The following is a 26569-nucleotide window of genomic DNA, read 5'->3' on the forward strand; positions in this document are numbered from 1 at the left end:
GAACCACCAAAACCATGTGGTTCACCAACTCCCATTCCATATGTCTCCCTATGGAATTGATGTTGGTGAACCACGCGAAAAACCTGGTTCAAGCCGGTTCAGGTGGTTCAGCAAAGTCATTCCCTTTCGGACTTCGGACGCAAGCGGAGGCCGGCGACGGCGCGAGGCTGGCCGTGGGGGCGCGGGGCATCGGCGATGTGTTCGAAACCGACCACGCCACGGACCCGGCCAACGATGTTATTGGTGCGAATGCGCGCCGCTTCGTCCGGGCGACCGATGGCACGGAGCCAACCTTGCGCGGCCTCCACCATTGCTTGGCGAACCGCCGTGCCCTCGAAATCGGGCACGAAGCACGATTGCACCATGGCGGTGAATGGATCGCTGGCGGTGAGCACTTCCCGCTCAAGTGCCCCGGCGCTCGCCGGCTGGATGAAGTGCCCCCGCGCACAGAGATCGCCATAGGCGCGGACGCAGCGCACGGCGATGCCGGGCAATTCCCTCCGAAGCTTGTTCTTTAGGTCCACATCCTCGCGGCCGTAGAAGCTAATGGGGAAATGAAGCTTGATGAACCGCGTGGGCAGCACACCGCTGGTGTCGTTCAAGTTCGGGACTTCGTTGGAGATCAGCATCAGCTTTAGCCGCAACTGCCCGTGCCAAGGCGTTTTGTATTTCCGCCCAATCGTCACGGTGTCCTCACCGATCACGTTGAGCAGGAATTCCGCGCTGGTATGGGTGATGCCGCCCGGGTCGTAGTTCTGGCCGTATTGCTTGCCGGGCTTAAACCGAACATCGGCGAACACCCCCACTCGCTTGCCCACAAGGCACTCTTTCGAGTTCTCGCTTTGAATCCAGGTGTTGAAGCTGAGCCCAACATAACCCGGGTCCCCGACTAGCTGTTGCAACACGCGCGAGATGGTGCCCTTGCCCGAACGCTTCGGCCCAATCAGCATCGCCCCCTTTTGGAACTTGGTTTCCTCCGTCATGCAGTAGCCCATGAACTCCTCGAGAAACTGGACGCTTTCTTCGTCCACCCCATCGGCGCCGGGGAACACTTGCGCAAGGAATGTTTCCCACGTCGGACACTCTGCATCCGGGTCCCAATTGAAACTGAGGGCGGAGTGCACCCAAAGGTCTGGGGTCAACTCGCGGGTTTCTTCGGTCAGCACATTGACCACTCGATTCTGAAACACGATCCAGTCAGTTGCGCTCTTGCGCCCCTCTAGCCACATAGGCGGTTGGCATTCCGTCCCCAGCGCCAACCGGCTCTTGAGCGCATCTATCACCTCGTTCACATGACGCGGGGTTGGCTGGAACGGGTGCAGCACCTCGCCGGCCTTCTTCACAGCCTCATTTAGGAAGCTGTAGATTTGCCCCCGCATCAATTCGTCGGGGACCGCTTCGTACACTCGGCCGCCCCAGCGATAGAACTGCCCTTGCCAGTGCCACAGCACGCAGGCATCGCCGATCATGCAATGCCGGTGGATGTATTCGCCCGCGATGGCATAAGGCGCGCTGGGGTTAAGCAGCGGACGCGCATCAGCGGGCCGCGCCTTTGGTTCGGGCTTCGGCGTCGGTTTTGGCGGCGGCTCAGGGGCGAGCGCAGGCGGTGCCGGCTCAGCGGCCGGAGGCAGCGCGGGCGCCAGCTTGCTTAGCATCTGCTCCCGTGCGACCCGAGCCGCTGTCGCCTTTTGCTCTCGCTCCGCCGCTCGGGCCGCAAAGCGGGTCTGTGCCTCGCTCGCGGCGCCCTCGCCATAGAGTTCGGCGATACTCTCAATCGCCAACTTCTGCTCATCCGTGCCGGCCTCCGCGAACTCGCGGACGATCCGTTCAAGGGCCAAATCGGATAGCTTGGGGGCCGCGCTGGGGGCCGCGCTCTCACTCATCACGCGGCCCCCAATGGCCGTAGTCGAACGGATCAAGCTGGCGCCGCCGCGCACGATCCGCGAGCCTGTCCGCGCGATCAATCTCCCATTGGAGTTGGGCGCGGCTCATATCGATCCGGACTTCGCCCGGTCTCATTGGGGGCAATGGTGGTTCGGCCCCCGTTGGTGTCGCCCGGCGGACTCGCACCCCCATATCCCCCCGGTGCTTCGCGTTGGGATCAGCGGGGCTCACGACCACATCGGCGTCCCGCACCACTACATCGTCCGCGACGACTACCTTTGGCCTCTGCGGCTGGGGCTTGGGGCGCGGCCCAAGGATCTCATCAATCCGCGCCTGCACTTCTGCCTTTCGCTCTGGGGTCATCGCTTGCCCCCATTGAGCGGCAGCCGGTTGAAGCGCCGCACCGCTTCGGCCCGATCGATGGCGTCCTGTGCATCCATCATTCGATCCATCACGTTGAGACCCGGCGGCTTCCAATCCGCAACCGATGGCGGATCAATCCAGCCGCCTTTGCCGATCGGCGGCTTCGCTGGTGCAGGCGGTGCATCGGGCAGCATGCCCGCCCGATCATGGACATTGCGCAGGTTGTCGCGGACGATGCTCCGCAGGGTATCGTCCCCAACCGCTTCAATCATCCGCTGTGCGAACGGCTCTCGGCCCTGCCGACGGGCGCGGGTTTCAAGATCACGTTGGGCTTTGGCTTCGTCTTGAATGCTCATTGTGAATTACTCCTTCGCTCCGTGGCGGCGTTGGCTTCCGCACGAGTGCACTGTGCGTCCGACACCGGGGCCGCCCTTGCCTACGTTCGTTGTGAGTTCGTTGCCCAGCGGGACCGATTTTGGATTTCCCACCTTGGGCTCGCGGTAGCCGCTGGTGGTCACCCGTTGCAGTCCGATGGTGCCGCAAGGTGCGATCCCCTTGGCTGGTTTTCCGCCGCGAACGCCGACCGACACATTCTTGTTCATGCTGGGGCCGCCGCCCCCGCCGCCACTGCGCTTAGCCATTGCTGCCCTCCTTCGATTGATTGCCATGTTGGCTCTGCGAACCGCTGCGATAGACGGTCGTAACCGTGCGCAGTGGTTGGGTTGTCACCACTGCGGCGGGCTCGCGGCCCAGCGGCGCGGTGCGTAGTCGATCGTTGATCTTCGCCGCTTCTGTCTTCGTCTGCCTTACGTCGGCCATGGCTATGCTCCTTTTGGTTTGACGTTGCTGGGGTCGTACTGAATGAGGCGCGCGCATTGATCGCCCTGGGGGGCGTACAGGCTGACCATTGCGTCATAAGCCGGCTGGTCTAGGCACCTCGCAGTGAGCGGCATCGGCATCGGGAGCCGAATCCCGTTCCACTGCGGATCGATGGCGGTGGCCCCGGACCCGGCCCCGGAGGTCGAGACCTGAGCTATCGGCTTCGCGTACACCCCCGAGCTAACCGAGCCGGGAGTGGCGACCTTCCAAGCTGTGACCGCGCCTTTGGTTACAGCCTCAACCGTGAGAACAACTCGGTTCGGGAAGGTAACCGCGTCGCCAACGGCATAACCCGAGCCGCCCGCGCCAACCGTGGGGGTCCCATCGATCACGGTGCCATTCGGCACCAACATCGCGCCGCCGTTCACTGGCCAATCGCCCAGTAACTGAAACATCATTGCAGCCGCTCCTTCCATTCGGAAAAGATTGGATTGAGCAACTGCACGGCAGCGTGCGCCCGGAAACGAGGATCAGGACACCGCGCGCTAACGCATGCCAATGTTGCCGCTATGATCGGCTCGGCCTCTGCGAAGGCTTCGGTTGGTGCATCTTGAAAAAAGGACCACTTCTCGCCGCAGATGCACGCGGGCCAGCGGTGGCATCGATCAAGCTGCTTCGCCATCTTCCACCTCCAAGTTCTGGCCGCCGATGCCGCTGCAATCGGGCAGTGCGTTCACGTCATCGCCAAGGGGCGGCTCCTTCGGGAGCGCGGCAAGATCGCGGGACCATTGGGGGGCGGCGAGCGGCGGCGGGGTGGCTGAGCCGATTAAGGTCGCATTCGCGTCAAGGCGTGCGGCTTCCATCGCGAAGTAGGACTGGGGGGCTTCATCGCCCGCGCTCTCACGCAACCGACGCACGGCCGTTCTGCGCTCTTCGGCGAACCACGCATCCGAACATTCGCGGCAACAAAATCGCTGCCGTCCCATGTAGGGGGTGAAGTCTTCGCCGCACTGTTGGCATCTCTTGGTCATACACATCCTCCGATTGTGCATACGATTCGAGACAACTCTGCCAGAGAAGTAAACAGTTTTGACGATCCGCGCCGCGAGCCGAACACGCGTTGCCAAATGAAAAGGGCGCCAGAGCGGATTGCCCCAGCGCCCTCTTCAGCGGTGATCGATTGTAACTAGCGGCGTTTCTTCGCGGCGACTGCGTTGAGATATTTCAGCGCCTCTTTGATGCTCAAATGCGAACCCAGCTTCGCTTTTGCTTCAACCAGTTCTTGCAATTTGGGTTCTTGCTTTGCCAGCCGCATGTAAGACTGTGCAGTGCGGATGGTGAACGGGAAATGGGCCGCGACGAAATCTTCAAAGCTACCGTGGGGCAGTTGCTCTTTGATTATCGTCAGGGCTTTGCCGCATTCCATCGCCTTCAAGACCGCATTGAGTGCAGCGGCCTCCACTGCGTTGTGGGCCCGTAACGCAGTTGCAGCCAAGTCGGTAACGCTGGGCAAGGTCAGCTCGCCCTTCGATGCTGGCGCATCTGGCGTTGTGATCGGCATCGCAGAGCCGATGAAGCGCTTTAGGGTTTCGTTCACGGCTGGCCCTCCGGTGGATTCGGGATCGGCGCCCAGTGCGTAGCGACCAGCGTTTCCTGTGCGTTCAAGTTCTCTGGGGCAACTTTCCAGCGCGTAATAGCCGAGTGCCAAAAGCCAACGATGGGAAAGTGATCGTTTGGCTCTGGCGGATAGCTGCTAAGTCTGGCCCAGAGCAACACCGGGCGGCCATCTTTTGGCGCGGTCTCCATAGGGTGCCAATCAATCATCGTGCAGCCTCCTCGCTGGTGCTGATGCGAATACGCGTAGCGATCCAAGCGTCGATATCTGCCGGGCGGTAGAGGACCCGACGCCCAGCTTTGACGAATGGCGGGCCATCACCCGTCACCCGCATCCGTTCCAAGGTTCGTTCACTGAGGCGCAACAACGCAGCCGCCTCCCGCTGCACTAGACATGCAGACATGATCGTTCTCCAACGATGTTAAGGGAAGCTGGCAGGCGGACCCTACCCTTGTCGGGATCGCTGGGCCTATCGGGGACGTTACCCCGCCTTCTAAGTTTTAGTCCCCATTGGGAACGCCAGTGCGCGCAGTATAGCGCCAGAGGCCGCCAATTGCTACCCGACAGGAGCCGACACTATCCGCCGCAGGGTGACAGACTTCGGTCGCCTGACCACGGCCACATGATCCGCCCATCGCTGCAACGCGTCGCGCATCTCGGTAGAATATTTCGCGAGGTTGTAGACGCCGGCCACACCGGATTTGTGGCCGCTTACGTGGTTCAAGATTGCTTCCACGATATGGGGCAGCACGCCCAGCCGATCGGCCATCGCAGTGGCGGCCGATCTGCGGAGGTCGTGCAGCCGCCAACCGGGCAGGGGCTTTGCGTCCGAGCCGGCTTCCTTTCGTGCCGCCAGAATGCGAGCATCTAGCGCGGCCTTTGATTTCGACCAACCGGAGAAGCCGCGCGGCTGATCGCCCTCACGGCGCGGGCCATCGCCAAAGACGTGATTGCGATCGTTGCGCCGGGCCGGTAGCAGGGCCAGGGCGGTGGGGACGAGGGGCAGCACGTGCTCCCGGTGGTTCTTTGTGCGGTTGCCGGGGAGGGTCCACGTTCCGCCCACGGTGTCTAGCTCGGGCCACCGCATCCCGCCGATTTCATCCCGACGCTGGGCGGTCAAGATCAGAAGCCGCACAATCCGCCCATAGTCGTCATCGCCACACGCGCGCCAAATCTCGGCTAGCTCAGCATCGGTCAACACGCGGTCCCGCGACTTCGGCTGTGCCGGGCGGTTGCTGCCGAGTACGGGGTTAGCCGCGATCTCATATCCCTCCGCGATCGCCCAGTTGAACAAAGTGCAGAGCGCTGCGCGGGCTCTTGTAGCGCTCACGTCCCCATGTGCTTCGGCAATCTTGGCGACCCGGGCCGTGACTTGGCGGCGGGTTATCGCGAACACCGAAACGGAGTGAAGGGGCTTCCACACCTTTGTGAGATAGCGCTTGATCTCGGAATGGGTGGCGGGGCGCTGCTTCGGCTTCACCGCCTTTAAGTAGTCGACCGTGATCTTGCCGAGGGTGTCAGCGGCTTCAAGTCGGGCTTGGGCCTTGGCTTCGGCCGGGTCCTTTCCGCCAGCCACTTGACCCAGCAACTTCTTAGCCTCGCGGCGCGCCTGCTCAGGCGTTAGCCGTCCGTGCTTATCAATGGTGAGGAAACGCTGCCGGCCGTGGACCCGGTACTTGATGACATAGGCCACCTTGTCGCGCTGGCGGCGTGCTCCGAAGCCGGGCACCGCCTCATTGTGCCCGCCGTCCCAAAGGGTGTTGCCCGGGGCAAGTGCTTTCACAGCGCTGATGGTGATGGTGCCTACAGACATGTTGGTGGCGCTCCCGGTTGCTTGGTAGCTAGGACTAGCTACCGTATAGCTACCACGGTATCACGAATTACCGAAAAGAGCAGCGTAGTCATGGCGGGGTAGGTAATTGAAGTTCTTTCGGAATTAGTAGTTCTGCGAAGCCCGGCGCAATCATGGCGACCGTTCGGCTCTGTCTGTGGAACAGGAGGTCGGTGGTTCGAGCCCACCCAACTGTACCAACGTCCCATTGGTGAGCGGCAGCAGGGACCATCGCCGCCAACATTCCGATCTTTTCGTCATCAGTTTTCAAAGCGGATGACCCCTGGGGCAGGAGCGCTTAAATCCCTCGGAAATCTCACTTGAAGGCACCGGCCCATATGCTTAAATGTCAGTTGGCCGAATTTGTCAGGCATTTGGCACAGAGCCATTTGAGCGGGCGCCGATGGGAAAGAATGAGCGTACCGGCAAAGGCGTTGGTTCAATCGTTTCGCGAGGACCTCGTGCCCCCGGCTCGTCAACAGATAAGCAAATTAAGTCGATTGCGGCGTCAGCCCTGACGCAGCGACCTGGCCGCACGTCGTCGTCAAGGCCTGCGCACAAATCCCCTCCCGGCAAGCGCCGGCCGGCAGAGCCTGCACACCTGTCCGCCGCCGAGCCGGAGCAGACCTATCAAGCGCAGCCGGGCGCCACCGTCGTGCGTGGGCATTTCGATGCGGTGACCGGCCTCTCGACCGTCACCGATGCGCCTTCGCTCCGGTTTGGCGGGCGTACGGACGAAACGGGGCCCTCGGCCGAGCTGTTCAATGTCGTCATCGACGCCAACCATCTGTTTCGCATCGAGCCCGCCGCGCTGAAGCGTCTCGCCAACTACAGCGACGACGAAATTTTCGCGCTTGTCGTGCCGAAGCGGACGCTCGCGCGGCGACTGTCGGATGGCGAGCCACTGACGGTCGAGGAGACCGACAAGGCGGTGCGGTTGGCGAGGGTCGATCGTCTCGCCGCCAACGTGTTCGGCGAGCCCCAGAAGGCACACCGCTGGCTGCGCAAGCCCAAGAAAGCGCTTCGCGGGGAGACGCCGCTTGCTTACCTCGCGACGGAGGCAGGCGCACGTGTCGTCGAGGAGATGTTGCAACGGATCGATCACGGCATCCTCAGTTGAGGATCTGGTGTGAGGATCTGGCGGATCTCCAATTTCGACGATCTATCGGGCATCGGCGGTTTGAAGGCCGACGGACGCTGGCATGATCGCGGCCGACATGTGGTCTACGCCGCGGATCATCCGGCTGCGGCGCTGCTCGAAGTGATGGTGCATCTGGAAATCGATTTCGAGGATTTGCCGACGAGCTACCAACTGCTTGGCATCGACGTGCCAGATGACCTTGCTGTCGAAACGGTAAGCCTGGTCGACATCGAGAAGATTTCACAGGATTGGGCCGATGATCCCAGGATGACACGTGGTATGTTGCGGCCCTGGTTTGACGAGGCGCGCAGCGCGGTGGTGTCGGTGCCATCGGTCATTGTGCCGTTCGCGCAAAATTATCTCATCAATCCCAGACACAAGGACGCAGCGCACATCCGCATCGCACATGTCGGGCGCTATCCCCACGACCTGCGGCTGTTCGGACAAAGGACGGGTGTCTAAGTGTATCTGGCCGTAGCATCTGATAACATGCCAGATAAGGGAAATGCCCCCGGTGTCCGTCCATGATCGAAGTCATTGTCCGCTCCGCGGCGGAACGCGATCTGCCTGAGGTGTTGAACCTTTACCGGTATCTTCACCCGCACGATCCTCCGCTGGAGACCGCTACTGCCGAGCGCGTCTGGACGACGCTGCTGTCCTCCAACTTCATGACTGTGATCGTGGCGCAGGCAGCCGAAGCGCTTGTAGCTTCGTGTACGCTCGCGATCGTACCCAATCTGTCTCGCGGGCGCGGTCATACGGGGTGATTGAGAATGTCGTCACCCATGCCGATTACCGCAGGCTCGGCCTCGGCCGACGGGTTCTCGCGCACGCGCTCGATCTTGCCTGGCAAGTGGACTGCTACAAGGTTCTGCTAGCGACAGGTTCGAAACGGGAGACGACGCTGCGCTTCTATGAGAAGGCGGGCTTTCTTCGTGGCGGCAAGACGTATTTCGAAGTGCGCCGTCCTTAGTCAGGTTGGGCTTCTCGCCGCCTCAAGCGGGAGGTCGTCCAGCCCCCTCTTATCACCCGTCAGGCAATCATTGCCTTAATCTGCGCCGTGTCCGCCAGCAAAGGCAAAATCATCGGGATCATAGTGGCAGGTGCTCACCCCGCCACCACCCACACCACCCACCGGCAACGTCACCGCCGCCAGCAGCGTGCCCAGCGCCACCGCGCCCGACACCGGGTTCACCAGCCGCTGATACTGCACCGCGAAGATGTAGGCATTGGCGCCGGTCGGCATCGCCGCGAACAGCACGACGACGCCGGCGGCCAGCGGCGGCAGGTCGAGCAGCTTTGCCAGCACGAACGCCGCCGCCGGCATCACCGCAAGCTTGAGCGCGCACATCACCAGGATGCTCAGCTTCTCGCCCCCACTTCGAAGTGGAACAGGTTGATGCCGAGCGCGATCAGCGCGGCTCGAAGCGGGGGGCCTATCCGCAACGCTGCTCAAAGCCAATTTTGTCCGCTGTCACCGTGGCTCCTCGGTTCGCAATGCGCTATCGGTAGCGAGCCACGGACGTTCATGGACAAGCAAGCAGGCGAAAAACATCGTGAGTTTCTTCGAGCGTCTCAAGACAGAAGCATCCACTGAGTGGCGGGCATATACCGAGCATCCCTTCACGAACGGATTGGCAGACGGCTCGCTCCCCGAAGCGGCGTTTCGTCACTACCTCGTTCAGGACTATTTGTTCCTCATCGAGTTTGCTCGCGCCTACGCGCTCGCGGTCTACAAGTCGCCCAGACTTACCGACATGCGTGAAGCAGCGGCCGGCCTTTCGGCCATCCTTGATGTCGAGATGAACCTGCATGTGAAGCTCTGTGCCGAATGGGGCCTATCCCCGAGCGATCTTGAACAGGCCCCTCCGGCGGCCGAGATGCTGGCCTATACGCGCTACGTGTTAGATGCGGGAATGCGCGGCGATCTGCTGGCACTCAAGGTGGCGCTTGCGCCTTGCGTGATCGGGTACGCGGAGATCGCGACGCGGCTCGCCTCGCGTCCCGCTGCCGACGCGGCGAGCAACGCCTATCGCGTCTGGATCGCCGAGTACGCCGGCGTGCCGTACCAGGAGGTCGCTGCCAAGGCTCTAGCGCATATGGAGCAGCTCGCCGATCTCTACGCCACGCCGGCCCGCGAGGCCGAGCTGATTGCGATCTTCAAGGAAGCCACCCGCCTCGAGGCAGACTTCTGGGAGATGGCCTGGCGCACGGGCCAAGCTGTCGCATAGCGGTGTCGGCAATCGTCAGGCGCCCCTACTTCCTCCCGCCACCATCCACACCACCACCGCAATAAGTCTCCATGCGCTCTCCTGAACGCTTATATCCAAGCCGCGCGAGCGAATTGTGGGCCTGCGTTCGACTGGACAAATTCGCCATTTGGAGTAGCCTTTTCAGATACAGCAACATGTTAGCGGAGGTTCTCCGTGGAACATCGCGGCGTAAGCTTCTCAATCGTTGAAATGAGCTACCCGGCTGGTTGGAAGTGGACTGTCGGAAAGGACCGAACAGTGTCGGTCGGTGTCTGTGCGACGAGGCTCGACGCGATCCGCCAGGCTCAGACCTTCATCGACGCGATCATGGACTGGGCTGCCTAGGCTAAAGTCAAAATGCTCGCCTTCGATTGGTCATGCCGAGCACCGTAAACCCAGCAGCTGAGTTTCTGTCGGCGCGGCGCTACCTCCCGCCACCACCCACACACCACCACCGGCAACGTCGCCGCCGCCAGCAGCGTCCCCACTGCCACCGCGCCCGACACCGGGTTCATCAGCCCCTGATACTGGACCGCGAGGATGTCCGCGTTCGCTCGGTCGGCATCGCCGCGAACAGCACGATGACGCCGGCGGCAGACCGAGCAGCTTTGCCAGCACGCCGCCGCCGGCATCATGCCGGCCGCGATCAGCGCGACCACCGGCGCGACGATCAGCGATATGGCCATGCGCAGCTACGACCCCAGCTCGATGATCCGGCGCGCCATGCGCACATTGGCATAGTCGATCATCTTGCCGTCCAGCGTCACCGCACCCTGGCCTTGCGCCTCCGCCTGCTCCATGGCCTCGACGATCCGCCGCGCCTCTTCCAGCTCCTGCTCAGACGGCATGAACGCGCGCAGCGTCGGCTCGATCTGATCAGGATGGATGACCTGCTTGCCGTCGAACCCCATCGCCGCGGCCTTCTGCGCGCTGCTTTCGGTCAGCCTCGCGTCGCGGAACGCGCCGCAGGGGCCGTCGATCGCGATCAGGCCGCGCGCGCGGGCGGCCACCAGCAGGCGCATCATGGGATAGGCGAACAGGTCGAGCGGGGCTGTGGCATAGCCGCTTTGCGCCGATCCGACATGGCGGTAGCCGTCCGGCGACACGCCGATGTCGGAGGAGCGGGCGCCGATCGAGGCGGCGAAATCGCCGACGCCGAGATGCAGCGCGGCGACGCTGTCGTGGCACGCGGCGAGCGCGTCGACATTGACGAGGCCGAGCGCGGTCTCGATCAGCAATTCCAGCGCGACCGGCGCGGCGCGCTCGCCGGCTCCGGCCCGCAGCTGATCGGCAATGGCGACGATGTCGCCGGCGCGCTCCGCCTTCGGCACGATCAAGGCATCCAGCCGCGGAAGCGCCGCCAGCGCGCGGATCTCTTCAGTGATGAACGGGCTGTCGACCGCGTTGATCCGCACCGTGACGCGTTTGTTGCCCCAGTCGAGCGCGGCGAGGGCTTGCACGGCCTCGCCAAGGGCAAGGCTCTTCTCGGACGGCGGCACCGCGTCCTCGAGATCCATGAACACCGCGTCCGCCATTGAGGCCGCCGCCTTGGCGACGAGACGGGTGCGATGCGCGGGAACGGCAAGGTAGGCCCGCGTGGGCCGCTGATGCGCCATCGTCACGGCTCCTTCCCCAGGCCAAGTTCGCCGAGGATGGCCTCGTTGTGCTGCCCCACATCCGGCACCGGATCCATCCGCGGCTTCATTCCGGGAATGGTCAGCGCGGGCAGGAAGCTCATCACCGGGCCGCACGGTGACCCCACGCTATGCACCCGCGAGCGCGCATGCAGCTGCTCATGCGCCAGGAACGCCTCGACCGAGTTCAGGTGCGCGTTGGCGACCCCGGCCTCGTCCAGCAGCCGCAGCGCCTCCTCGCCGGTCATGGAAGCAAATCGTTGCTCGATATGCGCCTGCAGATCGTCGCGGTTCTGCATCCGCAGCGGATTGGTGCGGAAGCGCAGGTCGTCGGCGAAGCCGGCGTCGCCGAGCACGATCCAGCACAGCGAGCGCCATTCCCGGTCGTTCTGGATGCCGAAGAAGATGGTGCTGCCGTCGCCGACCCGGAACGGGCCGTAAGGTGCGATCGTGGCGTGCTTCGCGCCGGTGCGCGGCAGCGGCCGGCCCGTGCTGTGCGTGTAGAAGGCGGGATAGCTCATCCAGTCGGTGATGGAATCGAACAGCGAGGCCTGGAACGCGGTGCCCTTGCCGGTCCGCTCGCGGCGGTACAGTGCCATCAAGACGCCGCTCAGGATATACATGCCGGTGGCGATGTCGACCACGGACAGCCCGACCTTGGCCGGCTCCGCCTCGGTGCCGTTGATGGCGAGCACGCCGGCCTCGCACTGGACCAGCAGGTCATAGGCTTTCTTGTCGCTGTAGGGGCCGCCGCTGCCATAGCCCGAGACGTCGCAGGCGATGATGCGCGGATACCTTTGGAGGAGCGATGCGGCATCGAGGCCGAGTCGCTCCGCCGCGCCCGGCGCGAGGTTCTGGATGAACACGTCGGCCTGCGGCAGCAGGGCGTCGAGCACCTTGCGGCCTTCAGGGCTCTTGATGTCGATGGCAAGGCTTTCCTTGGAGCGGTTGGTCCAGACGAACTGGCTCGACATGCCGTTCATCACGTTGTCGTAGTCCCGGCAGAAATCGCCGGTGCCCGGCCGCTCGATCTTGATCACCCGCGCGCCCCAATCCGCCAGGTGCCGGCTCGCCAGCGGCGCCGCGATCGCCTGCTCGAGCGAGACCACTTTGACGCCCGACAGCGGCAGCTCCGCCTCATTCCCCTCCATGCGACTTCCTCCTCGCGTGCGCTTTTCGACCGGCGCAGGAGACAAGCCGGCCACCCCACGCGCATCTTCTTGATGCTGCCATGATGCCCCCGTTTTGCCCGACAAGTCAAACCCGGTTTCGTCAAATCCTAAGACAGAAAAGGCTGTGGGATTACCGTGACTTGGCTACTGTGCATGGGGTTGTTTTCGCGGTTTTTGTGGGGGAGGCCGTCTTTCCCCGCGCAGCTGTCATCCTCCGCGAAAGCGGGGGATCCAGTACGCCGCAGCTTCTCGGGGAACGTCCGGCGTCTCTGGAATACTGGGTCACCCGCCTTCGCGGGTGACGACAGCGGTGGAGATGGCCTGTTGCCGAGACCGCACAGCGTCCGGCTTTCGCATCTGCCTCCGTTGCCAACGAACAGCGGTTCACCCACTATCCGCTTCTGTTCGACACGTGGGGGATTCCATGCCGGCGCTTCGCTTCAAGACATCCTTGGCTGCTGCAACCCTCGCCATGGCCCTCGCCGTGCTGGTCCAGCCCGGCACCGGCTTCGCCTACACCCAGGAGGAGCAGCAGGCCTGCTCGCCGGATGCGATGCGGCTATGCGGCGAGTTCGTTCCGAACGTCGATGCCATCACCGCCTGCATGATCCGGAAGAAGGCGCAGCTCTCGCCGCAATGCCGGGTGTTCTTCCGTCCTGGACCCGAGCCGGGCGAGCAGCGCGCCGACAAGCCAACCAACATCGCGCCCAAAACCGCGAAGAAGAGCGCCAAGCCGGCGGCCAAGAAGAAAAAGACCAGCGAGGGCTGAGCGCCTCGCGCCTCGTTCCTCTTTCGAAACTTCGTAATGTAACGGACTCCTTTTGTTCGCGCGGCCTGGCGCGAGGCTTGCGGCGATGCCGGGCAAACATCACGGAAAAGAGTCGGGTGTCGATTTGCGCGGCGAAGTTGCATTCCGCTTTGGTCCCGAACGAATGCTCAAGAAACGCACACAACACAGCGTTTGACTGCAGCTGGTGTGGCGCCTCGCACATTGCAGTGTGACTCAAAAGCCAGCACGCCTTGTTATTTCGTGACCGGTGCGCAACTCTCGATAAATTTATCTTTCACGAATCAGCGCGGTGATTCATTTTCGCGGCCTGGGGTCAATCTGGAGGCCGAAGGTATGAACGTCATTGTTTTTGCATCGCGTAAAGGCGGCTCGGGCAAGAGTACCCTCGCCGCACATCTTGCCGCACAGATCAAGGCGAGCAAGCAGGTCATGCTCGTGGACGCGGACCCGCAGGGCTCGCTGACGCTGTGGCACAAGCTGCGCGGCACCAACGAACCGCCGATCAAGGCGGCCGTGAACTCGGTCAGCGGCATCGTCTCCGCTGCCAAGCGCGACGGTTATGAATGGGTGTTGATCGACACGCCGCCGAACCTCTCGGCCGTGGTCGACGACGCGATCAAGAACGCCACCATGGTGGTGATTCCCGCCCGTCCCGGCGTGTTCGACGTCAACGCGGTGCAGGAGACCATCCAGATGTGCCGCGCCGCGCGCAAGCCCTATGCGGTCGTGCTCAACGGTGCGCCGGCCAAGCGCGACGAGGCCGAAAGCCCGATCGTCACCATCGCCCGCGAAGCCCTGGCGAAATTCCGTGCGCCAGTGTGGGGCGGCCAGATCACCAACCGTTCGGATTTGCTGATGGCGCTGAGCCATGGCGAGGGCGCGCGGGAGTATCAGGCCGAGAGCCGTGCGGCCCAAGAGATCGCAAGGCTGTGGGCGGCGATCGAGCGTTCAGTGAAGGCCATTCGCGGCACGGCGTCGGCATCCGGCGCAATGCACAAGCAGGCAGCCTAATTTTTTAAAATCATTCCCCGGACGGAAAACGCGCGGTGTCCGCGCGTTTTGCGTTTTTGGACCGACGGAAATGAATTACGCCACCATCAGCATGTAGAACACGATGACCGGCGACAGCGTGAGGATCACCGACCAGATGCCGACGGCCCAGAGAATGTCCTCGGTGGTAAAGCTCTGCTCGGTGGCCAGCTTCTCGTATCCGGCGTCGAAATGCGACGCCATTTCATTCTGACTATTCACAAAACGCCCCCGCGATTTCTTCGCTTATGGGCGTGAACGATACCCGGGATGTTTTAAGAATCCGGCTTGCAAGCTGCCGCGCATTTTGAACGCATTTGTCACGGCCGTTTAACCATCCGCGCGAGCTGCCGCCTTAGGTCAGCCAGATCCGAAACAGCAGCACCGGCATCAGGCCGAGCATCACCGCCCAGAACCCGAACGACGAAACGACGAGAATTCCCTGCAAAAGATCGGCCGGCGCGAATTGCCGGGCGGCCGTCGGCCGGATGCGATGCCCCATGGTCATTCCCCCTATGAGAAGCCTTTCGAGGACAACGATAGGCACCGGAACGTAAACGAGACGTGGATGCGCCATGCCGCGGCTGCGAAGGCCGTTCGCGCGATGTTAACCACGAGGCTTGCCCGGCCATATCCGCCAGCGTCATTCCGGGGCGCGCATAGCGCGAACCCGGAATCCATTCATCCACCAACTCTGCCGCGCCATGGATTCTCAGATGCGCAATTGCGCATCCTAGTTCGCGACTTCGTCGCGCCCCGGAATGACATGCGGGTGGAGTGAGAGGGCTGCTACGCCGCGACCTTCGTCCGCCGCTCGATCTCGCGATCGATGGCGGCGGCGAGCTCGCTGCTGACTTCCACCATCGGCAGGCGCACTTCGGGGCTGTCGATCAGGCCGCATCGCCACAGCCAGTACTTCGCCGGCGCCGGGCTCGGCTCGGTGAACAGCAGGCGTGTCAGCTCGGCAACCTCCTGCCAGCGCGCCTGCGCCGCCTCGTGGTTGCCGCGCTTCAGCTCGGTATGCACCGCCGCAAAGGTCGCGGTCTCGACATGGGCCGACAGCACGATGCCGCCGTCGGCCCCGTCGGTGAGCGCCTCGAAATAGTTCGCATCCTCGCCGGTGAGCACGCGAAATTCCTTCGGGCGGTCGCGCAAGAGCGCGATCGATTGCTCGCGGCTCGCGCCGCAATCCTTCAGGCCCACGATGTTCCTGTGCTCGGCGAGCCGCAGCATGGTCTGGTTGGTGATGTTCACCGAGGTGCGATAGGGAATGTTGTAGAGCGCGAGCGGCCAGGCGGCGTGGTCGGCGAGCGCCTCGAAATGCGCCAAGAGGCCGCGCTGCGAGGGTCGCACGTAGTAAGGGCTCGCGATCAGATAACCGTCGATCGGCCAGTCCGCGGTCTCGTCGAGACGTTCCTGCAGCCGCGCGGTGTCGGCGCCCGACACCCCAAGGCAGACCGGCAAGGTGCGGCGGCTGGCCGCCATCTCCTCGCTCACGACGGTGACGAGACGTTCGAGCTCGGTCTCGCGCAGCGTCATGCCTTCGCCGGAGGTCGCGCCCAGGATGAAGCCGTCGATGCCTTGCGCGCTGTAGTGCCGCGTCAGCCGCCGCAGCGACCGCTCGTCGAGGGCGCCGTTCTGGAACGGCGTCACCAGCGGCAGCCACAGCCCGTGCAATTGTTCCTGTAGACCAGTCATGTTTCCATCTCCTTCTCGGGAAAAAAACCTGAGACGGAGGGCACATGAAAAAACCCCGTCCAGGCGGCGGGGTTTTCGAAGATTTGCAGCGATGACGAAGCTTAGCTAGTGCGCGCAAACATCCGAGGCCCCGGGATGGGGGCCTTTTTTCGAGGCGATGGCCTCGAACGAGATTGCGCACGACTTCGTGATCATTTGCGAATGATGCGGGGTACGCGTGGAACTGTCAATACACGCGGAGGGCGAGGGTTGATTTGACAGAAAAAAAGCCGGACCCAAAGGGCCCGGCTTAGGTATTGGCCACGTGAGGCCGACACAATCACCTTCCAAGAGGGATTACTGAACTCCCGCGCCACTGGAGGAGGGGGACAAATGCGCAACGCGAAGGCTCAGCGTGCAAACAGTATGGGCTTGACGAGCGGCCCGCAGCAACAGCCGAGGCCGCATGTCAGTCATGCGGAAATTAGGACGGCCAGCGCTGCGCCTTGCTGACCACGAAGTCGCGGAACACCTGCACGCGCGCCACCGTTTTCAGCTCCTCGGGATAGACGAAATAGGTATCGAGCTGGATCGAATCCGACTCGCCGAACAGTTGCACGAGTTTGCTTTGTTCCTCGACGAGGTAGTCGGGCAGGGCGGCGATGCCGAGGCCCTGCTGACAGGCGCGCACCAGACCGAGGATATTGTTCACCCTGAAATAGGCTTCGCGCGGACCGGAGCCGTTGCGCCCGGCTTCGACCAGCCAGTTACGGTTCTGCAGATGCGGCGCGAAGTTGCCGTCGGCGAGCGTGATGATGCGGTGGGAGTCGAGCTCCTCCAGCGTGCGCGGCGTGCCGAAGCGCTTGATGTATTCCGGCGAGCAATAGGCGTGGAAGCCCATCGCGAACAGCTTGCGCTGGATCAGATCCGGCTGCGTCGGCTTGCGGGTGCGGATCGCGACATCCGCCTCGCGCATCGACAGATCGAGCTCCTCGTCGGTGACGATCAGCGAGATCCGGATCTCGGGATAGAGCGCGGTGAACTCGCCGAGCCGCGGGATCAGCCAGTTGATGCCGACGCCGGGCGTGGTGGTGATCTTGAGGTCGCCGCTCGGCCGCTCGCGGCTGTCGGTGAGTTTCGCGCGCGCCGCCTGCAGCTGCATGAACACGTCATGCGCGGTGCGGAACAGGAGGTCGCCCTGCTCGGTGAGGATCAGGCCGCGGGCGTGGCGGTGGAACAGCGAGACCGAAAGCTCCTGCTCCAGCGCCGAGACCTGGCGCGACACCGCCGATTGCGACAGGCCGAGCTGCTCGCCCGCATGCGTGAAGCTGCCCGCCTCCGCCGCTGCGTGAAACACCTTCAGCTTGTCCCAGTCCATATCCGTAAATCCGTCGCGTGTTCGAGGCATGATCGTTATTCCGCTGCCGCGCGCTCGCTGGCGCGAAGGGCCAAGAAACGTTCGGCCTCGAGCGCGGCCATGCAGCCGAGGCCTGCGGCCGTCACGGCCTGGCGATAGGTCTCGTCGGCGACGTCGCCGGCGGCGAACAGGCCGGGCACCGAGGTGGCGGTCGAGTTCGGGGCGACCTCGACATAGCCCGACGGTTTCAGCTTGATCTGGTCTTTCACGAGCTCGGTCGCCGGCGCGTGGCCGATGGCGATGAAAATGCCGTCGGTCTTCACATCGGTCAGCGCGCCGGTCTTGACGTTCTTCAGGCGCACATGGGTGACCTTGTTCGGGTTCTCGGTGCCGCAGATTTCGTCGACTGCCGAATCCCAGATCACCTTGATCTTCGGATGCTTGAACAGGCGCTCCTGCAGGATGCGCTCGGCGCGGAAATGATCGCGGCGATGCACGATCGTGACCTGCGAGGCATGGTTGGTGAGGTAGAGCGCTTCCTCGACCGCGGTATTGCCGCCGCCGACCACGACGACGTCCTTGTTGCGGTAAAAGAAACCGTCGCAGGTGGCGCAGGCCGACACGCCGCCGCCCTGGAACTTGGCTTCGGACGGCAGCCCGAGCCAGCGCGCTTGCGCGCCGGTGGCGAGGATCACGCTGTCGGCGAGATAGACGTCGCCAGAGTCGCAGGTAAGGCGGAACGGCCGGTGCGCCGTCTCCAGCTTGGTGACCAGGTCGGTGACGATCCTGGTGCCGACATGGACCGCCTGCTTCTCCATCTGCTCCATCAGCCAGGGGCCCTGGATCACGTCGGCGAAGCCCGGATAGTTCTCGACGTCGGTGGTGATGGTGAGCTGGCCGCCGGGCTGGATGCCCTGGATCAGGATCGGCTCGAGCATCGCCCGCGCGGCGTAGATCGCCGCCGTGTAACCGGCGGGGCCGGAGCCGATAATGACGACCTTTGCATGAACGGGAGCGGACATTCCGATGGACGCCTTTCACGGGGGATTTGCAGCGCGGGCGCGGAACATGCCGGGAGGCGTTGCGGGGCGCTGAAATGTCAGAGCTAATCTAAGCCTTCTGGTGAGCTATGCAAGAATTGCATTCCCTCTCGGCGGATTTTTCCAACAGGGAACAAAAGTCGATTGCGATGCACGCGCAATAAAATTGCGCTGACGTTGCAGACTGGTTATGAGGATTGCGACAACCCACCCAATACCGCCGTAAAGGCCAGGAGTTCCAATCACGTGTCGCGGAACCTAGACGAGATCGACCTGAAAATTCTCACCGAGATTCAGGCCGACGGTCGAATCACGAATGTCGAGCTGGCCAAGCGAGTCGGCATCTCGCCGCCGCCCTGCCTGCGCCGCGTCCGGGCGCTGGAGGAGGAGGGCTATATCCACGGCTACCGCGGCCTGTTGGATGCCCGCAAGCTCGGCTTCGACGTGACCGTGTTCGCCGCCGTGCACCTGTCCAGCCAGGCCGAGGCGGATTTGCGTGCCTTCGAGGAATTCGTCCGCGCCGAACCGCTGGTGCGGGAGTGCTGGATGCTTTCGGGCGAGGTCGATTTCATCCTCAAATGCGTCGCCCCCGACATGGCGACCTTTCAGGATTTCGTGACGCATCTGACGGCGGCGCCGCACGTCCGCAACGTGCGGACCTCGCTGGTGCTGCATAATTCGAAATATGAAGCCGCGGTGCCGCTGGATGTGAAGGGGCGGAGGTAGGGGCCGGCGTAGCGGCGCGGTCAGTCCCGTCATCCTGAGGTGTGAGCCATGGGATGCAACGCGTCCCATGGCGAGCCTCGAAGGATGCTCGGCCGAGATGCAGCAGCAGCCGGGCCGTCGCCCCTTCGAGGCTCGCCGAAGAGGCGAGCACCTCAGGGTGACGGTGATGGAGTGATGCTCGCTGCTCCTGCCGCGTCATTGCGAGGAGATTGCTCCGCTACGCTCGCCATGACGCGTGGTGAGCGCGCGCGCTCCACTCACGCAGGCACTCAACATCACCCCGAAACAAAAAGGCCGCGCGGATCGCGCGGCCTTTTTCAAACGGCACATGCAGCGGCAAATCCTTACCGCCACTCCACCTTGGTGATCTCATACGCCTTGGCGCCGCCGGGTGCGTTGACTTCGACGGTCGATCCCTTCTTCTTGCCGATCAGCGCGCGCGCCAGCGGCGAGGTGATGGAGATGCGGCCCTTCTTGGCGTCGGCCTCGACCTCGCCGACGATCTGCCACACCGTCTTCTTCTCGGTGTCCTCGTCGACCAAGGTCACGGTGGCGCCGAACTTGATGGTGTCGCCGGACAGCTTCGAGATGTCGATGATGTCGGCGCGCGCCAGCTTGTCCTCGAGCTCGGCGATGCGGCCTTCGTTATGCGACTGCTCTTCCTTCGCGGCATGATATTCCGCGTTTTCCGACAGGTCTCCGTGCGAGCGCGCTTCCGCGATATGCTCGATAATGCGCGGACGATCTTCCGACTGGCGCTTCTTCAATTCTTCCCCGAGCGCGACAAAGCCGGCCTGGGTCATCGGAACCTTTTCCATCTCTTCTCTCGTCCTTCAGCTGCGCGCCCGCCAAGACCGGGCGCGGCAACCTTGATTCGTCGGTATTCCCGGGCTGAACACGCGCCCACCGGGAGTTATGTGGGTCTGGCGCCGGAACAGAACAACCCACATGGCCGGACAGTTCCTCCGGCCATTGTGGCTTCATTGCCAATCACTTAGCGGCGGTTTCACCGCCGCTAGCGATCAGGTTTCCGAAAAGTAGCTCTGCAGGGTACGAACCTCAAGGTCCCCGCCCAGATAGGCCCGGATGCCCTGCGCGGCCGCCACGGCCCCGGAAAGAGTGGTGTAATACGGCACTTTATGCAAGAGGGCCGCGCGCCGCAGCGAACGGCTGTCGGCCAGCGCCTGCGGGCCTTCCGTGGTGTTGAAGACGAGCTGGACGTCGCCATTGGTGATGGCATCGACGATGTGCGGCCGTCCTTCCAGCACCTTGTTCACCTTCTCGGTCGGGATGCCCTGGTCGGTCAGGAAGCGCTGCGTGCCGGAGGTCGCCAGCACCTTGAAGCCGAGCGAATGCAGTTCGCGGACCGCCTCGGCGATACGCGTCTTGTCGCTCTCACGCACCGAGACGAACACCGTGCCCTTGCGCGGTACCCGCGTGCCGCCGCCGAGCTGGCTCTTGGCGAAGGCGACCTCGAAGTTGCGGTCGATGCCCATGACCTCGCCGGTCGAGCGCATCTCGGGGCCGAGCACCGTGTCGACGCCGGGAAAGCGCGCGAAGGGGAAGACCGATTCCTTGACGCCGACGTGCTTGAGCTTCGCCTTCTTCAGCTTGAAATCGGCGAGCTTCTCGCCCGCCATGATGCGCGCGGCGATCTTGGCGACCGGCGTGCCGACCACCTTGGCGACGAAGGGCACGGTGCGCGAGGCGCGCGGATTGACCTCGAGCACGTAGATCTCGCCGTCCTTGATGGCGTATTGCACGTTCATCAGGCCGACCACGTCGAGGCCGAGCGCGAGCTCGCGGGTCTGACGCTCCAGCTCCTCGATCATCTCGGGCTCGAGCGAGTGCGGCGGCAACGAGCAGGCGCTATCGCCGGAATGGATGCCGGCTTCCTCGATGTGCTCCATGATGCCGACGATGAAGGTGTCCTTGCCGTCGCAGAGGCAGTCGACGTCGATCTCGGTGGCATCAGACAGATAGCGGTCGAACAGCAGCGGGTTCTTGCCGAGCACGGTGTTGATCTGCCCGGTCTTGTCGTTCGGATAGCGCGCCTTGACGTCGGCCGGCACCAGCTCCGGCAGCGTGCCGAGCAGGTAGTCGTTGAGCTGATTCTCCTCGCGGATGATCTGCATCGCGCGGCCACCGAGCACGTAGGACGGCCGCACCACCAGCGGCAGGCCGAGATCGGCGGAGACGAGCCTTGCCTGCTCCACCGAATAGGCGATGCCGTTCTTCGGCTGCTTGAGGCGAAGCTTGTCGAGCACGCGCTTGAAGCGGTCACGGTCCTCGGCAAGGTCGATCGCATCGGGCGAGGTGCCGAGGATCGGCACTTCGGCGGCTTCCAGCGCGCGGGCCAGCTTCAGCGGCGTCTGGCCGCCGAACTGCACGATCACGCCGTGCAGCGTGCCGTTGCTGCGCTCCGTGGCGATGATCTCCAGCACGTCCTCGGCGGTCAGCGGCTCGAAATAGAGCCGGTCGGCAGTGTCGTAGTCGGTCGACACCGTCTCCGGATTGCAGTTGACCATGATGGATTCGTAGCCGGCATCATGCAGCGCGAAGCAGGCGTGACAGCAGCAATAGTCGAACTCGATGCCCTGGCCGATGCGGTTGGGCCCGCCGCCGAGAATGATGACCTTCTTCTTGTCGGACGGGGCGCTCTCGTCCGCCGGCGCGCCCGCAAACGGCGCCTCGTAGGTCGAATACATGTAGGCGGTGGGCGAGGCGAATTCGGCCGCGCAGGTGTCGATGCGCTTGTAGACGGGGCGAACGCCGAGCGCATGACGCTTCGCGGTGACCTCGGCCTCCGTCGTGTGAGCGAGCACCGCAAGCCGCGCGTCGGAGAAGCCCATGGCCTTGAGCGTGCGCATGCCGAAGGCGTTGCCGGGCAGGCCGTTCTTCCTGACCTTCTCCTCCATGTCGACGATGCCGCGCATCTCGCCGAGGAACCACGGGTCGATCTTGCAGGAGTTGAAGATGTCCTCGTTTGACCAGCCGAGCCGCATGGCCTGGGCGACCTGCAGAATGCGGTTCGGCGTCGGCGTACCGAGCGCGGCACGGATCGCGTTCTTGTCGTCGTCGCGGCCGAGACCCTCGATCTCGATCTCGTCGAGGCCGGTGAGGCCGGTCTCGAGCCCGCGCAGGGCCTTCTGCAGGCTTTCCTGGAAGGTGCGGCCGATCGCCATGACTTCGCCGACCGATTTCATCGACGTCGTCAGCGTGGTGGAGGCGCCGGGGAATTTCTCGAAGGCGAAGCGCGGCACCTTGGTGACGACGTAGTCGATGGTCGGCTCGAACGAGGCCGGCGTGGCGCCGCCGGTGATGTCGTTGGCGATCTCGTCCAGGGTGTAGCCGACCGCGAGCTTGGCGGCGACCTTGGCGATCGGGAAGCCGGTGGCCTTGGACGCCAGCGCGGAGGAGCGCGACACGCGCGGATTCATCTCGATGACGACCATGCGGCCGTCTTCCGGATTGACGCCGAATTGCACGTTGGAGCCGCCGGTCTCGACGCCGATCTCGCGCAGCACCGCCAGCGAGGCGTCGCGCATGATCTGGTATTCCTTGTCGGTCAGCGTCAGCGCCGGCGCCACGGTGATGGAATCGCCGGTGTGCACGCCCATCGGATCGAGGTTCTCGATCGAGCAGACGATGATGCAATTGTCGTTCTTGTCGCGCACCACCTCCATCTCGTACTCTTTCCAGCCGAGCACGGATTCTTCGATCAGCACTTCGTTGGTCGGAGACGCATCGAGGCCGCGCTCGATGATGTCGAGGAACTCTTCCTTGTTGTAGGCGATGCCGCCGCCGGTGCCGCCCATTGTGAAGGAGGGACGGATGATCGCGGGGAGGCCGATCTCGGACAGCGCCATCATTGCCTGTCCGAGCGCGTATTCCTGATAGCGCTTGCGGCGATCGCTCTCGCCCAGCGTCCACTGCCGCTCATGCTCCTCGAGCGCGGCACCGGAGAGCTTTTCGCGCTCGGCGAGGTACTTGTCGCGGAACGACTTCTTCAAGGCCGACGCGTTGGCGAGCCGCGACTTCGGCGTCTCGAGCCCGATCTTGGTCATGGCCTCGCGGAACAGCTGGCGGTCCTCGGCCTTGTCGATGGCGTCGGCGGTCGCGCCGATCATCTCGACGTCGAACTTGTCCAGCGTGCCCTGGCGGCGCAGCGACAGCGCGCAGTTCAGCGCGGTCTGTCCGCCCATGGTCGGCAGCAGCGCGAAGCCGCCGGGAATGACGTGACGTTCCTTCTCGATGATCTTGGCGACGATCTCGGGCGTGATCGGCTCGATATAGGTCGCATCGGCCAATTCCGGGTCGGTCATGATGGTGGCCGGGTTGGAATTGACGAGGACGATGCGGTAGCCCTCTTCCTTCAGCGTCTTCACCGCCTGCGTGCCGGAATAGTCGAACTCGCAGGCCTGGCCGATCACGATGGGACCGGCGCCGATGATCAGGATGGTGGTGATGTCTGTACGTTTGGGCATCAACTCTCGCCGAAGTGGAATTTGGGCACAAAAAAAGGGCGCGCTGCTGCGCGTCCCTGTGGCCGAGAGCGCGGTGGTCTCCCTCGCGCGCGGGTGGGTCTTAGACCAGTTTTCGGGGCGGCGAAACCCCGAAAAATGCCCATCAACCGCCAATTTTGCAGGTTTTGGGCAGGTTGCGGCGCGGGCGGTCCGTCTTCGCTTGCGCTTCGCTCCAGCTACGCCGGACACGCTTCGCCCCTGCGGGCCTTGCGCGGCTGCCACGCGCAGCCCCGCAGGGGCGAAGCGTGGAGACCCGGCCTGGATTTGAACCAGGATGAAGAGCGTTGCACCGCCCTCGCGTAGACGCTTCCGCCACCGGGCCGCGGCGATCATGACCGATTGCAGTGCGACAGGCTACAACGGCTAATTGTTATGCTTAACGAAGCAGAGGCGGCCGGGCGATGAAGGTCATGCGCCAGCGATTGTGGCCGATATTGGTATGGGCGCGCTGGACCGCGAACCCGGCGCCCCTCAGCTTGGCGGTGATCTCGTCCTCGCTGTAGCGCTGCAGCCCGATGCGCGTGCGCAGTTGACGGTAATCCGACAGCGCGGTGCTGATCAGTCCGATCAGCGCGTCCTTCAGGAAGCCGTGGCGGAGGCCGAAGCCGAGCAGCGCCATGACGTCCCTGAACATGCCGACATTGGGCTGCAGGATGTCCCCCAGCACCAGCTTGCCGGAAGGCTTCAGGATACGGCGGATGTTGAGCAGCGCGGCATCGAGCTCGTCCGGCGTCATGTATTGCGCGACCGAGTTCATCACCACGAGGTCGATCGACTGGTCCTGCATCTTGCGGACGTCGTCGAGCGAGCGGACGCGGATCCTGGTGTTCGGGGCAAAGCGCGCAATCAGCCGGCCCCGCACCCCTGGCGCGGGCTCGGCCAGGATCAGCTGGCCGCAGGCGGCCGCCACCTGGTTCGCCGACAGCGCCTCGCCGCAGGCATAGTCGAGAACGACCGCGTCGGGCGAGGAGATGTAGCCGATGATGTCCCGCGCGATGATCTGGAAGTGCAAGTCGCGATGCAGCCTGCTGACATAGATCGTATGCGTGGAGTCGTAATAATCGATCCAATCGTCCATGGTATCCGAAGGTCCCGGCCAAATGGTTCCTGATCAGGAACCGGCGCTGCCGCCCTTGCGTTAGGGGTGCGACGGCGCGCCGTCAATGTCCGCGTCCTAACAGGAAGGTCTCCCGTGAGCAAAACCAACAACAAGGTCTCGCCCGATCTCGATACCCCCACTGATCTGTCGCCCGACGGGGTCAAGAAGGTCTCGGAGGCGCTCAACGTGCTTCTGGCCGACGCCTTCGCGCTGTACCTAAAGACCAAGAATTTCCACTGGCACATCAGCGGGCGGCACTTCCGGGACTACCATCTGCTGCTCGACGAGCAGTCCGACCAGATCTTTGCCACCACCGACCAGCTTGCCGAGCGCGTCCGCAAGATCGGCGGCACCACGCTGAAGTCGATCGGCCAGGTCGCAAAGCTCCAGACCATCAAGGACAACAACGAGGACTACGTCCCGCCGCGCGAGATGCTGCGCGAGCTGATGCAGGACAACAAGCACGTCGCCGCCGCGATGCGCAAAGCGCATGAGGTCTGCGACGACGCCGGCGATGTCGCCAGCGCCAGCATTCTGGAAAATTTCATCGATGAGACCGAGCGCCGCACCTGGTTCCTGTTCGAGGCGACCCGGCAGGAAGGCAGCAACGCGGCGTAGGCCGAGCTGCCGTAGGTCTCGTAGGGTGGGCAAAGCGCAGCGTGCCCACCAATTCGGGGGGGTGGGCACGGCGCAAGTGCGCCTTTGCCCACCCTACGCATCTTCGCTTCTGTCTACCGCCACAACCGCATCAACGCGCCGTCCTTCCCCGTGACGGGATCGGCCGGCGGCAGCGCGACTTGGGGAATCGTCTTCAGCGCCGTGGCGTGGTTCTCCGGCGTCGCGCGCGTGATCTCCATCTTTGCGCCCGGCGGATAGGCCCCGATCACGCAAAAATCATCGCTCGCCTTGATGCATTGATGCCCAGTGCCGGCGGGCAGGATCGCGACATCGCCGGCCTTGATGTCCAGCTCCTGGCCGTGGTCGCCGCCGAAGCGGACCAGGGCACGGCCGCGCGCGACGCCGAGCACCTCATGCACCGTCGCGTGATAATGCAGATAATCGTAGACGCCGTTGCGCCATGTGCCGCCCCAGCCGTTGGCTTCGAACAGATTTTCGATCGTCGCTTCCGGCTGCTTCGGATCGAGCTTCACCGCGCTTTGGTAGACCAGGAACGGGAGGATGTTGTTCGGCACCAGCCCGTCGTCCTCGAAAACGATGGCGAGCGGCTCGGCAGGGTTGCGGACGACGGTCATGGGGGCTCTCACTGGCAACGGACCGGAATCAAGCGGGCGCAAGCCCTCTTGTTCCTGACGACACTCCATACGCCGGATTGACCGAGATCAAGGCGCTGGCGGCCGTTGGCGGCCACGCCAGTTCGAGCGAAGAGGAGGGAACGCCATGTACGCATCCGACGTTGCGCAGCGTCATTTCTCGGCGGCCGTCGACGAGGCGGAGACTGCCGGCCTCGGGCACGAAGCCGTCTGCCGGGCATTGCTCAATTTGGTGATTTCGAAATATCTGGAGACGAGGTCGGTCGCCGACATCCAGGCAGAGCTGCGCTTCATCGCCGAGAACTGCGATCCGGACACGGACTTCATGTTCATGCGTCCGTGA

The 26569-nt window shown here is 63.6% G+C and carries 33 protein-coding genes and 1 tRNA gene; 10 read left to right on the forward strand and 24 right to left on the reverse strand.

The window, feature by feature from the left end:
• Positions 1–116: 116 nt before the first annotated feature.
• The 10 genes from E4K64_RS19120 to E4K64_RS19165 form a co-directional block, all read right to left on the reverse strand.
• Positions 117–1883, reverse strand: coding sequence for a DNA primase family protein (locus E4K64_RS19120; protein WP_135164906.1), 1767 nt, complete (start codon positions 1881–1883; stop codon positions 117–119).
• Positions 1884–2243: 360 nt separating this feature from the next.
• Positions 2244–2603, reverse strand: a complete 360-nt coding sequence (locus E4K64_RS19125; RefSeq protein ID WP_135164907.1) for a hypothetical protein — start codon at positions 2601–2603, stop codon at positions 2244–2246.
• A gap of 6 nt (positions 2604–2609) precedes the next feature.
• The gene (locus E4K64_RS19130) at positions 2610–2888 is read right to left on the reverse strand and encodes a hypothetical protein (RefSeq protein ID WP_135164908.1); all 279 of its coding nucleotides are present in this window, start codon (positions 2886–2888) and stop codon (positions 2610–2612) included.
• Positions 2881–3066 (reverse strand): hypothetical protein, encoded by a 186-nt coding sequence (locus E4K64_RS19135; protein ID WP_135164909.1) that lies wholly within the window; start codon positions 3064–3066, stop codon positions 2881–2883. The genes E4K64_RS19130 and E4K64_RS19135 overlap by 8 nt, the downstream gene beginning before the upstream one ends.
• A gap of 2 nt (positions 3067–3068) precedes the next feature.
• Positions 3069–3524 carry a hypothetical protein gene (locus tag E4K64_RS19140; protein WP_135164910.1) on the reverse strand — a complete coding sequence of 152 codons (456 nt, stop codon included), beginning with the start codon at positions 3522–3524 and terminating at the stop codon, positions 3069–3071.
• A complete protein-coding gene (locus E4K64_RS19145) occupies positions 3521–3748 on the reverse strand; it encodes a hypothetical protein (RefSeq protein ID WP_135164911.1) in 228 nt (75 codons plus the stop codon). The genes E4K64_RS19140 and E4K64_RS19145 overlap by 4 nt, the downstream gene beginning before the upstream one ends.
• On the reverse strand, positions 3732–4097 hold the full coding sequence (locus E4K64_RS19150) for a hypothetical protein (RefSeq protein ID WP_135164912.1): 366 nt from the start codon (positions 4095–4097) through the stop codon (positions 3732–3734). Before E4K64_RS19150 ends, E4K64_RS19145 begins: the two co-directional genes overlap by 17 nt.
• A gap of 155 nt (positions 4098–4252) precedes the next feature.
• On the reverse strand, positions 4253–4663 hold the full coding sequence (locus tag E4K64_RS19155) for a DUF3102 domain-containing protein (protein WP_135164913.1): 411 nt from the start codon (positions 4661–4663) through the stop codon (positions 4253–4255).
• Between the two features lie 223 nt (positions 4664–4886).
• On the reverse strand, positions 4887–5084 hold the full coding sequence (locus tag E4K64_RS19160; protein WP_135164914.1) for a helix-turn-helix transcriptional regulator: 198 nt from the start codon (positions 5082–5084) through the stop codon (positions 4887–4889).
• Between the two features lie 153 nt (positions 5085–5237).
• Positions 5238–6494: a tyrosine-type recombinase/integrase gene (locus E4K64_RS19165; protein WP_135164915.1), complete on the reverse strand. Its 1257-nt coding sequence runs from the start codon at positions 6492–6494 to the stop codon at positions 5238–5240.
• A gap of 364 nt (positions 6495–6858) precedes the next feature.
• On the opposite strand from E4K64_RS19165, the gene parS reads away from it, so the two are divergent.
• The 4 genes from parS (at position 6859) to E4K64_RS41170 (ending at position 8626) form a co-directional block, all read left to right on the forward strand.
• The gene (parS, locus tag E4K64_RS19170; protein ID WP_135164916.1) at positions 6859–7632 is read left to right on the forward strand and encodes a type II RES/Xre toxin-antitoxin system antitoxin; all 774 of its coding nucleotides are present in this window, start codon (positions 6859–6861) and stop codon (positions 7630–7632) included.
• A gap of 9 nt (positions 7633–7641) precedes the next feature.
• Positions 7642–8115: an RES family NAD+ phosphorylase gene (locus E4K64_RS19175; protein ID WP_135164917.1), complete on the forward strand. Its 474-nt coding sequence runs from the start codon at positions 7642–7644 to the stop codon at positions 8113–8115.
• 62 nt (positions 8116–8177) lie between these two features.
• Positions 8178–8420, forward strand: a complete 243-nt coding sequence (locus E4K64_RS41165; protein ID WP_235884708.1) for a GNAT family protein — start codon at positions 8178–8180, stop codon at positions 8418–8420.
• Positions 8417–8626 carry a GNAT family N-acetyltransferase gene (locus tag E4K64_RS41170; protein ID WP_235884709.1) on the forward strand — a complete coding sequence of 70 codons (210 nt, stop codon included), beginning with the start codon at positions 8417–8419 and terminating at the stop codon, positions 8624–8626. The genes E4K64_RS41165 and E4K64_RS41170 overlap by 4 nt, the downstream gene beginning before the upstream one ends.
• A gap of 75 nt (positions 8627–8701) precedes the next feature.
• On the opposite strand, the gene E4K64_RS19185 is transcribed toward E4K64_RS41170, so the two are convergent.
• On the reverse strand, positions 8702–9004 hold the full coding sequence (locus E4K64_RS19185) for an AEC family transporter (protein WP_235884710.1): 303 nt from the start codon (positions 9002–9004) through the stop codon (positions 8702–8704).
• A gap of 205 nt (positions 9005–9209) precedes the next feature.
• Between E4K64_RS19185 and tenA the strand changes: the two genes are divergently transcribed.
• Positions 9210–9884 (forward strand): thiaminase II, encoded by a 675-nt coding sequence (tenA, locus tag E4K64_RS19190; RefSeq protein ID WP_135164918.1) that lies wholly within the window; start codon positions 9210–9212, stop codon positions 9882–9884.
• 362 nt (positions 9885–10246) lie between these two features.
• Here tenA and E4K64_RS41175 read toward each other — a convergent pair whose 3' ends face one another.
• From E4K64_RS41175 to E4K64_RS19205, 3 genes are read right to left on the reverse strand one after another with little or no spacing between them, the layout of a single operon-like run.
• Positions 10247–10591, reverse strand: a complete 345-nt coding sequence (locus E4K64_RS41175; RefSeq protein ID WP_235884711.1) for a hypothetical protein — start codon at positions 10589–10591, stop codon at positions 10247–10249.
• 6 nt (positions 10592–10597) lie between these two features.
• A complete protein-coding gene (locus tag E4K64_RS19200) occupies positions 10598–11521 on the reverse strand; it encodes an HpcH/HpaI aldolase/citrate lyase family protein (RefSeq protein ID WP_135164919.1) in 924 nt (307 codons plus the stop codon).
• Positions 11522–11523: 2 nt separating this feature from the next.
• Positions 11524–12690: a CaiB/BaiF CoA transferase family protein gene (locus E4K64_RS19205; protein WP_135164920.1), complete on the reverse strand. Its 1167-nt coding sequence runs from the start codon at positions 12688–12690 to the stop codon at positions 11524–11526.
• A 445-nt stretch (positions 12691–13135) separates the two neighbouring features.
• On the opposite strand from E4K64_RS19205, the gene E4K64_RS19210 reads away from it, so the two are divergent.
• Positions 13136–13480: a hypothetical protein gene (locus tag E4K64_RS19210; RefSeq protein ID WP_135164921.1), complete on the forward strand. Its 345-nt coding sequence runs from the start codon at positions 13136–13138 to the stop codon at positions 13478–13480.
• Positions 13481–13834: 354 nt separating this feature from the next.
• A complete protein-coding gene (locus E4K64_RS19215; RefSeq protein ID WP_025032179.1) occupies positions 13835–14512 on the forward strand; it encodes a ParA family protein in 678 nt (225 codons plus the stop codon).
• Between the two features lie 75 nt (positions 14513–14587).
• On the opposite strand, the gene E4K64_RS19220 is transcribed toward E4K64_RS19215, so the two are convergent.
• From E4K64_RS19220 to trxB, 5 genes are all read right to left on the reverse strand, one after another.
• Positions 14588–14752, reverse strand: a complete 165-nt coding sequence (locus E4K64_RS19220; protein WP_167772104.1) for a hypothetical protein — start codon at positions 14750–14752, stop codon at positions 14588–14590.
• 133 nt (positions 14753–14885) lie between these two features.
• Positions 14886–15032 carry a hypothetical protein gene (locus E4K64_RS40400; RefSeq protein ID WP_167772120.1) on the reverse strand — a complete coding sequence of 49 codons (147 nt, stop codon included), beginning with the start codon at positions 15030–15032 and terminating at the stop codon, positions 14886–14888.
• Positions 15033–15319: 287 nt separating this feature from the next.
• Positions 15320–16228: a 4-hydroxy-tetrahydrodipicolinate synthase gene (gene dapA, locus E4K64_RS19225; RefSeq protein ID WP_135164922.1), complete on the reverse strand. Its 909-nt coding sequence runs from the start codon at positions 16226–16228 to the stop codon at positions 15320–15322.
• A gap of 463 nt (positions 16229–16691) precedes the next feature.
• Complete coding sequence (locus E4K64_RS19230) at positions 16692–17615, reverse strand: LysR family transcriptional regulator (protein ID WP_063197141.1); 924 nt, start codon at positions 17613–17615, stop codon at positions 16692–16694.
• 5 nt (positions 17616–17620) lie between these two features.
• On the reverse strand, positions 17621–18586 hold the full coding sequence (gene trxB, locus E4K64_RS19235) for a thioredoxin-disulfide reductase (protein WP_126259127.1): 966 nt from the start codon (positions 18584–18586) through the stop codon (positions 17621–17623).
• Between the two features lie 264 nt (positions 18587–18850).
• Here trxB and E4K64_RS19240 point away from each other — a divergent pair, with 264 nt between their 5' ends.
• Entirely contained in the window at positions 18851–19330 is a 480-nt protein-coding gene (locus E4K64_RS19240) for an Lrp/AsnC family transcriptional regulator (RefSeq protein WP_027547667.1), read from the forward strand.
• Between the two features lie 344 nt (positions 19331–19674).
• On the opposite strand, the gene greA is transcribed toward E4K64_RS19240, so the two are convergent.
• The 4 genes from greA to E4K64_RS19255 form a co-directional block, all read right to left on the reverse strand.
• Entirely contained in the window at positions 19675–20148 is a 474-nt protein-coding gene (gene greA / locus E4K64_RS19245; protein WP_018643807.1) for a transcription elongation factor GreA, read from the reverse strand.
• 204 nt (positions 20149–20352) lie between these two features.
• Positions 20353–23817 (reverse strand): carbamoyl-phosphate synthase large subunit, encoded by a 3465-nt coding sequence (carB, locus tag E4K64_RS19250; RefSeq protein WP_126259129.1) that lies wholly within the window; start codon positions 23815–23817, stop codon positions 20353–20355.
• Between the two features lie 285 nt (positions 23818–24102).
• Positions 24103–24178: transfer RNA gene (locus tag E4K64_RS40405), tRNA-OTHER, on the reverse strand.
• A 54-nt stretch (positions 24179–24232) separates the two neighbouring features.
• Entirely contained in the window at positions 24233–24934 is a 702-nt protein-coding gene (locus tag E4K64_RS19255; RefSeq protein WP_135164923.1) for a class I SAM-dependent methyltransferase, read from the reverse strand.
• A 114-nt stretch (positions 24935–25048) separates the two neighbouring features.
• Between E4K64_RS19255 and E4K64_RS19260 the strand changes: the two genes are divergently transcribed.
• Complete coding sequence (locus E4K64_RS19260) at positions 25049–25573, forward strand: Dps family protein (RefSeq protein WP_126259131.1); 525 nt, start codon at positions 25049–25051, stop codon at positions 25571–25573.
• A 113-nt stretch (positions 25574–25686) separates the two neighbouring features.
• On the opposite strand, the gene E4K64_RS19265 is transcribed toward E4K64_RS19260, so the two are convergent.
• Positions 25687–26208 carry a cupin domain-containing protein gene (locus E4K64_RS19265; protein ID WP_135164924.1) on the reverse strand — a complete coding sequence of 174 codons (522 nt, stop codon included), beginning with the start codon at positions 26206–26208 and terminating at the stop codon, positions 25687–25689.
• Between the two features lie 145 nt (positions 26209–26353).
• Here E4K64_RS19265 and E4K64_RS19270 point away from each other — a divergent pair, with 145 nt between their 5' ends.
• Positions 26354–26569 (forward strand): hypothetical protein, encoded by a 216-nt coding sequence (locus E4K64_RS19270; RefSeq protein ID WP_024340377.1) that lies wholly within the window; start codon positions 26354–26356, stop codon positions 26567–26569.

This window comes from Bradyrhizobium frederickii (genome assembly GCF_004570865.1).
In the GTDB taxonomy this organism is placed as follows: domain Bacteria; phylum Pseudomonadota; class Alphaproteobacteria; order Rhizobiales; family Xanthobacteraceae; genus Bradyrhizobium; species Bradyrhizobium frederickii.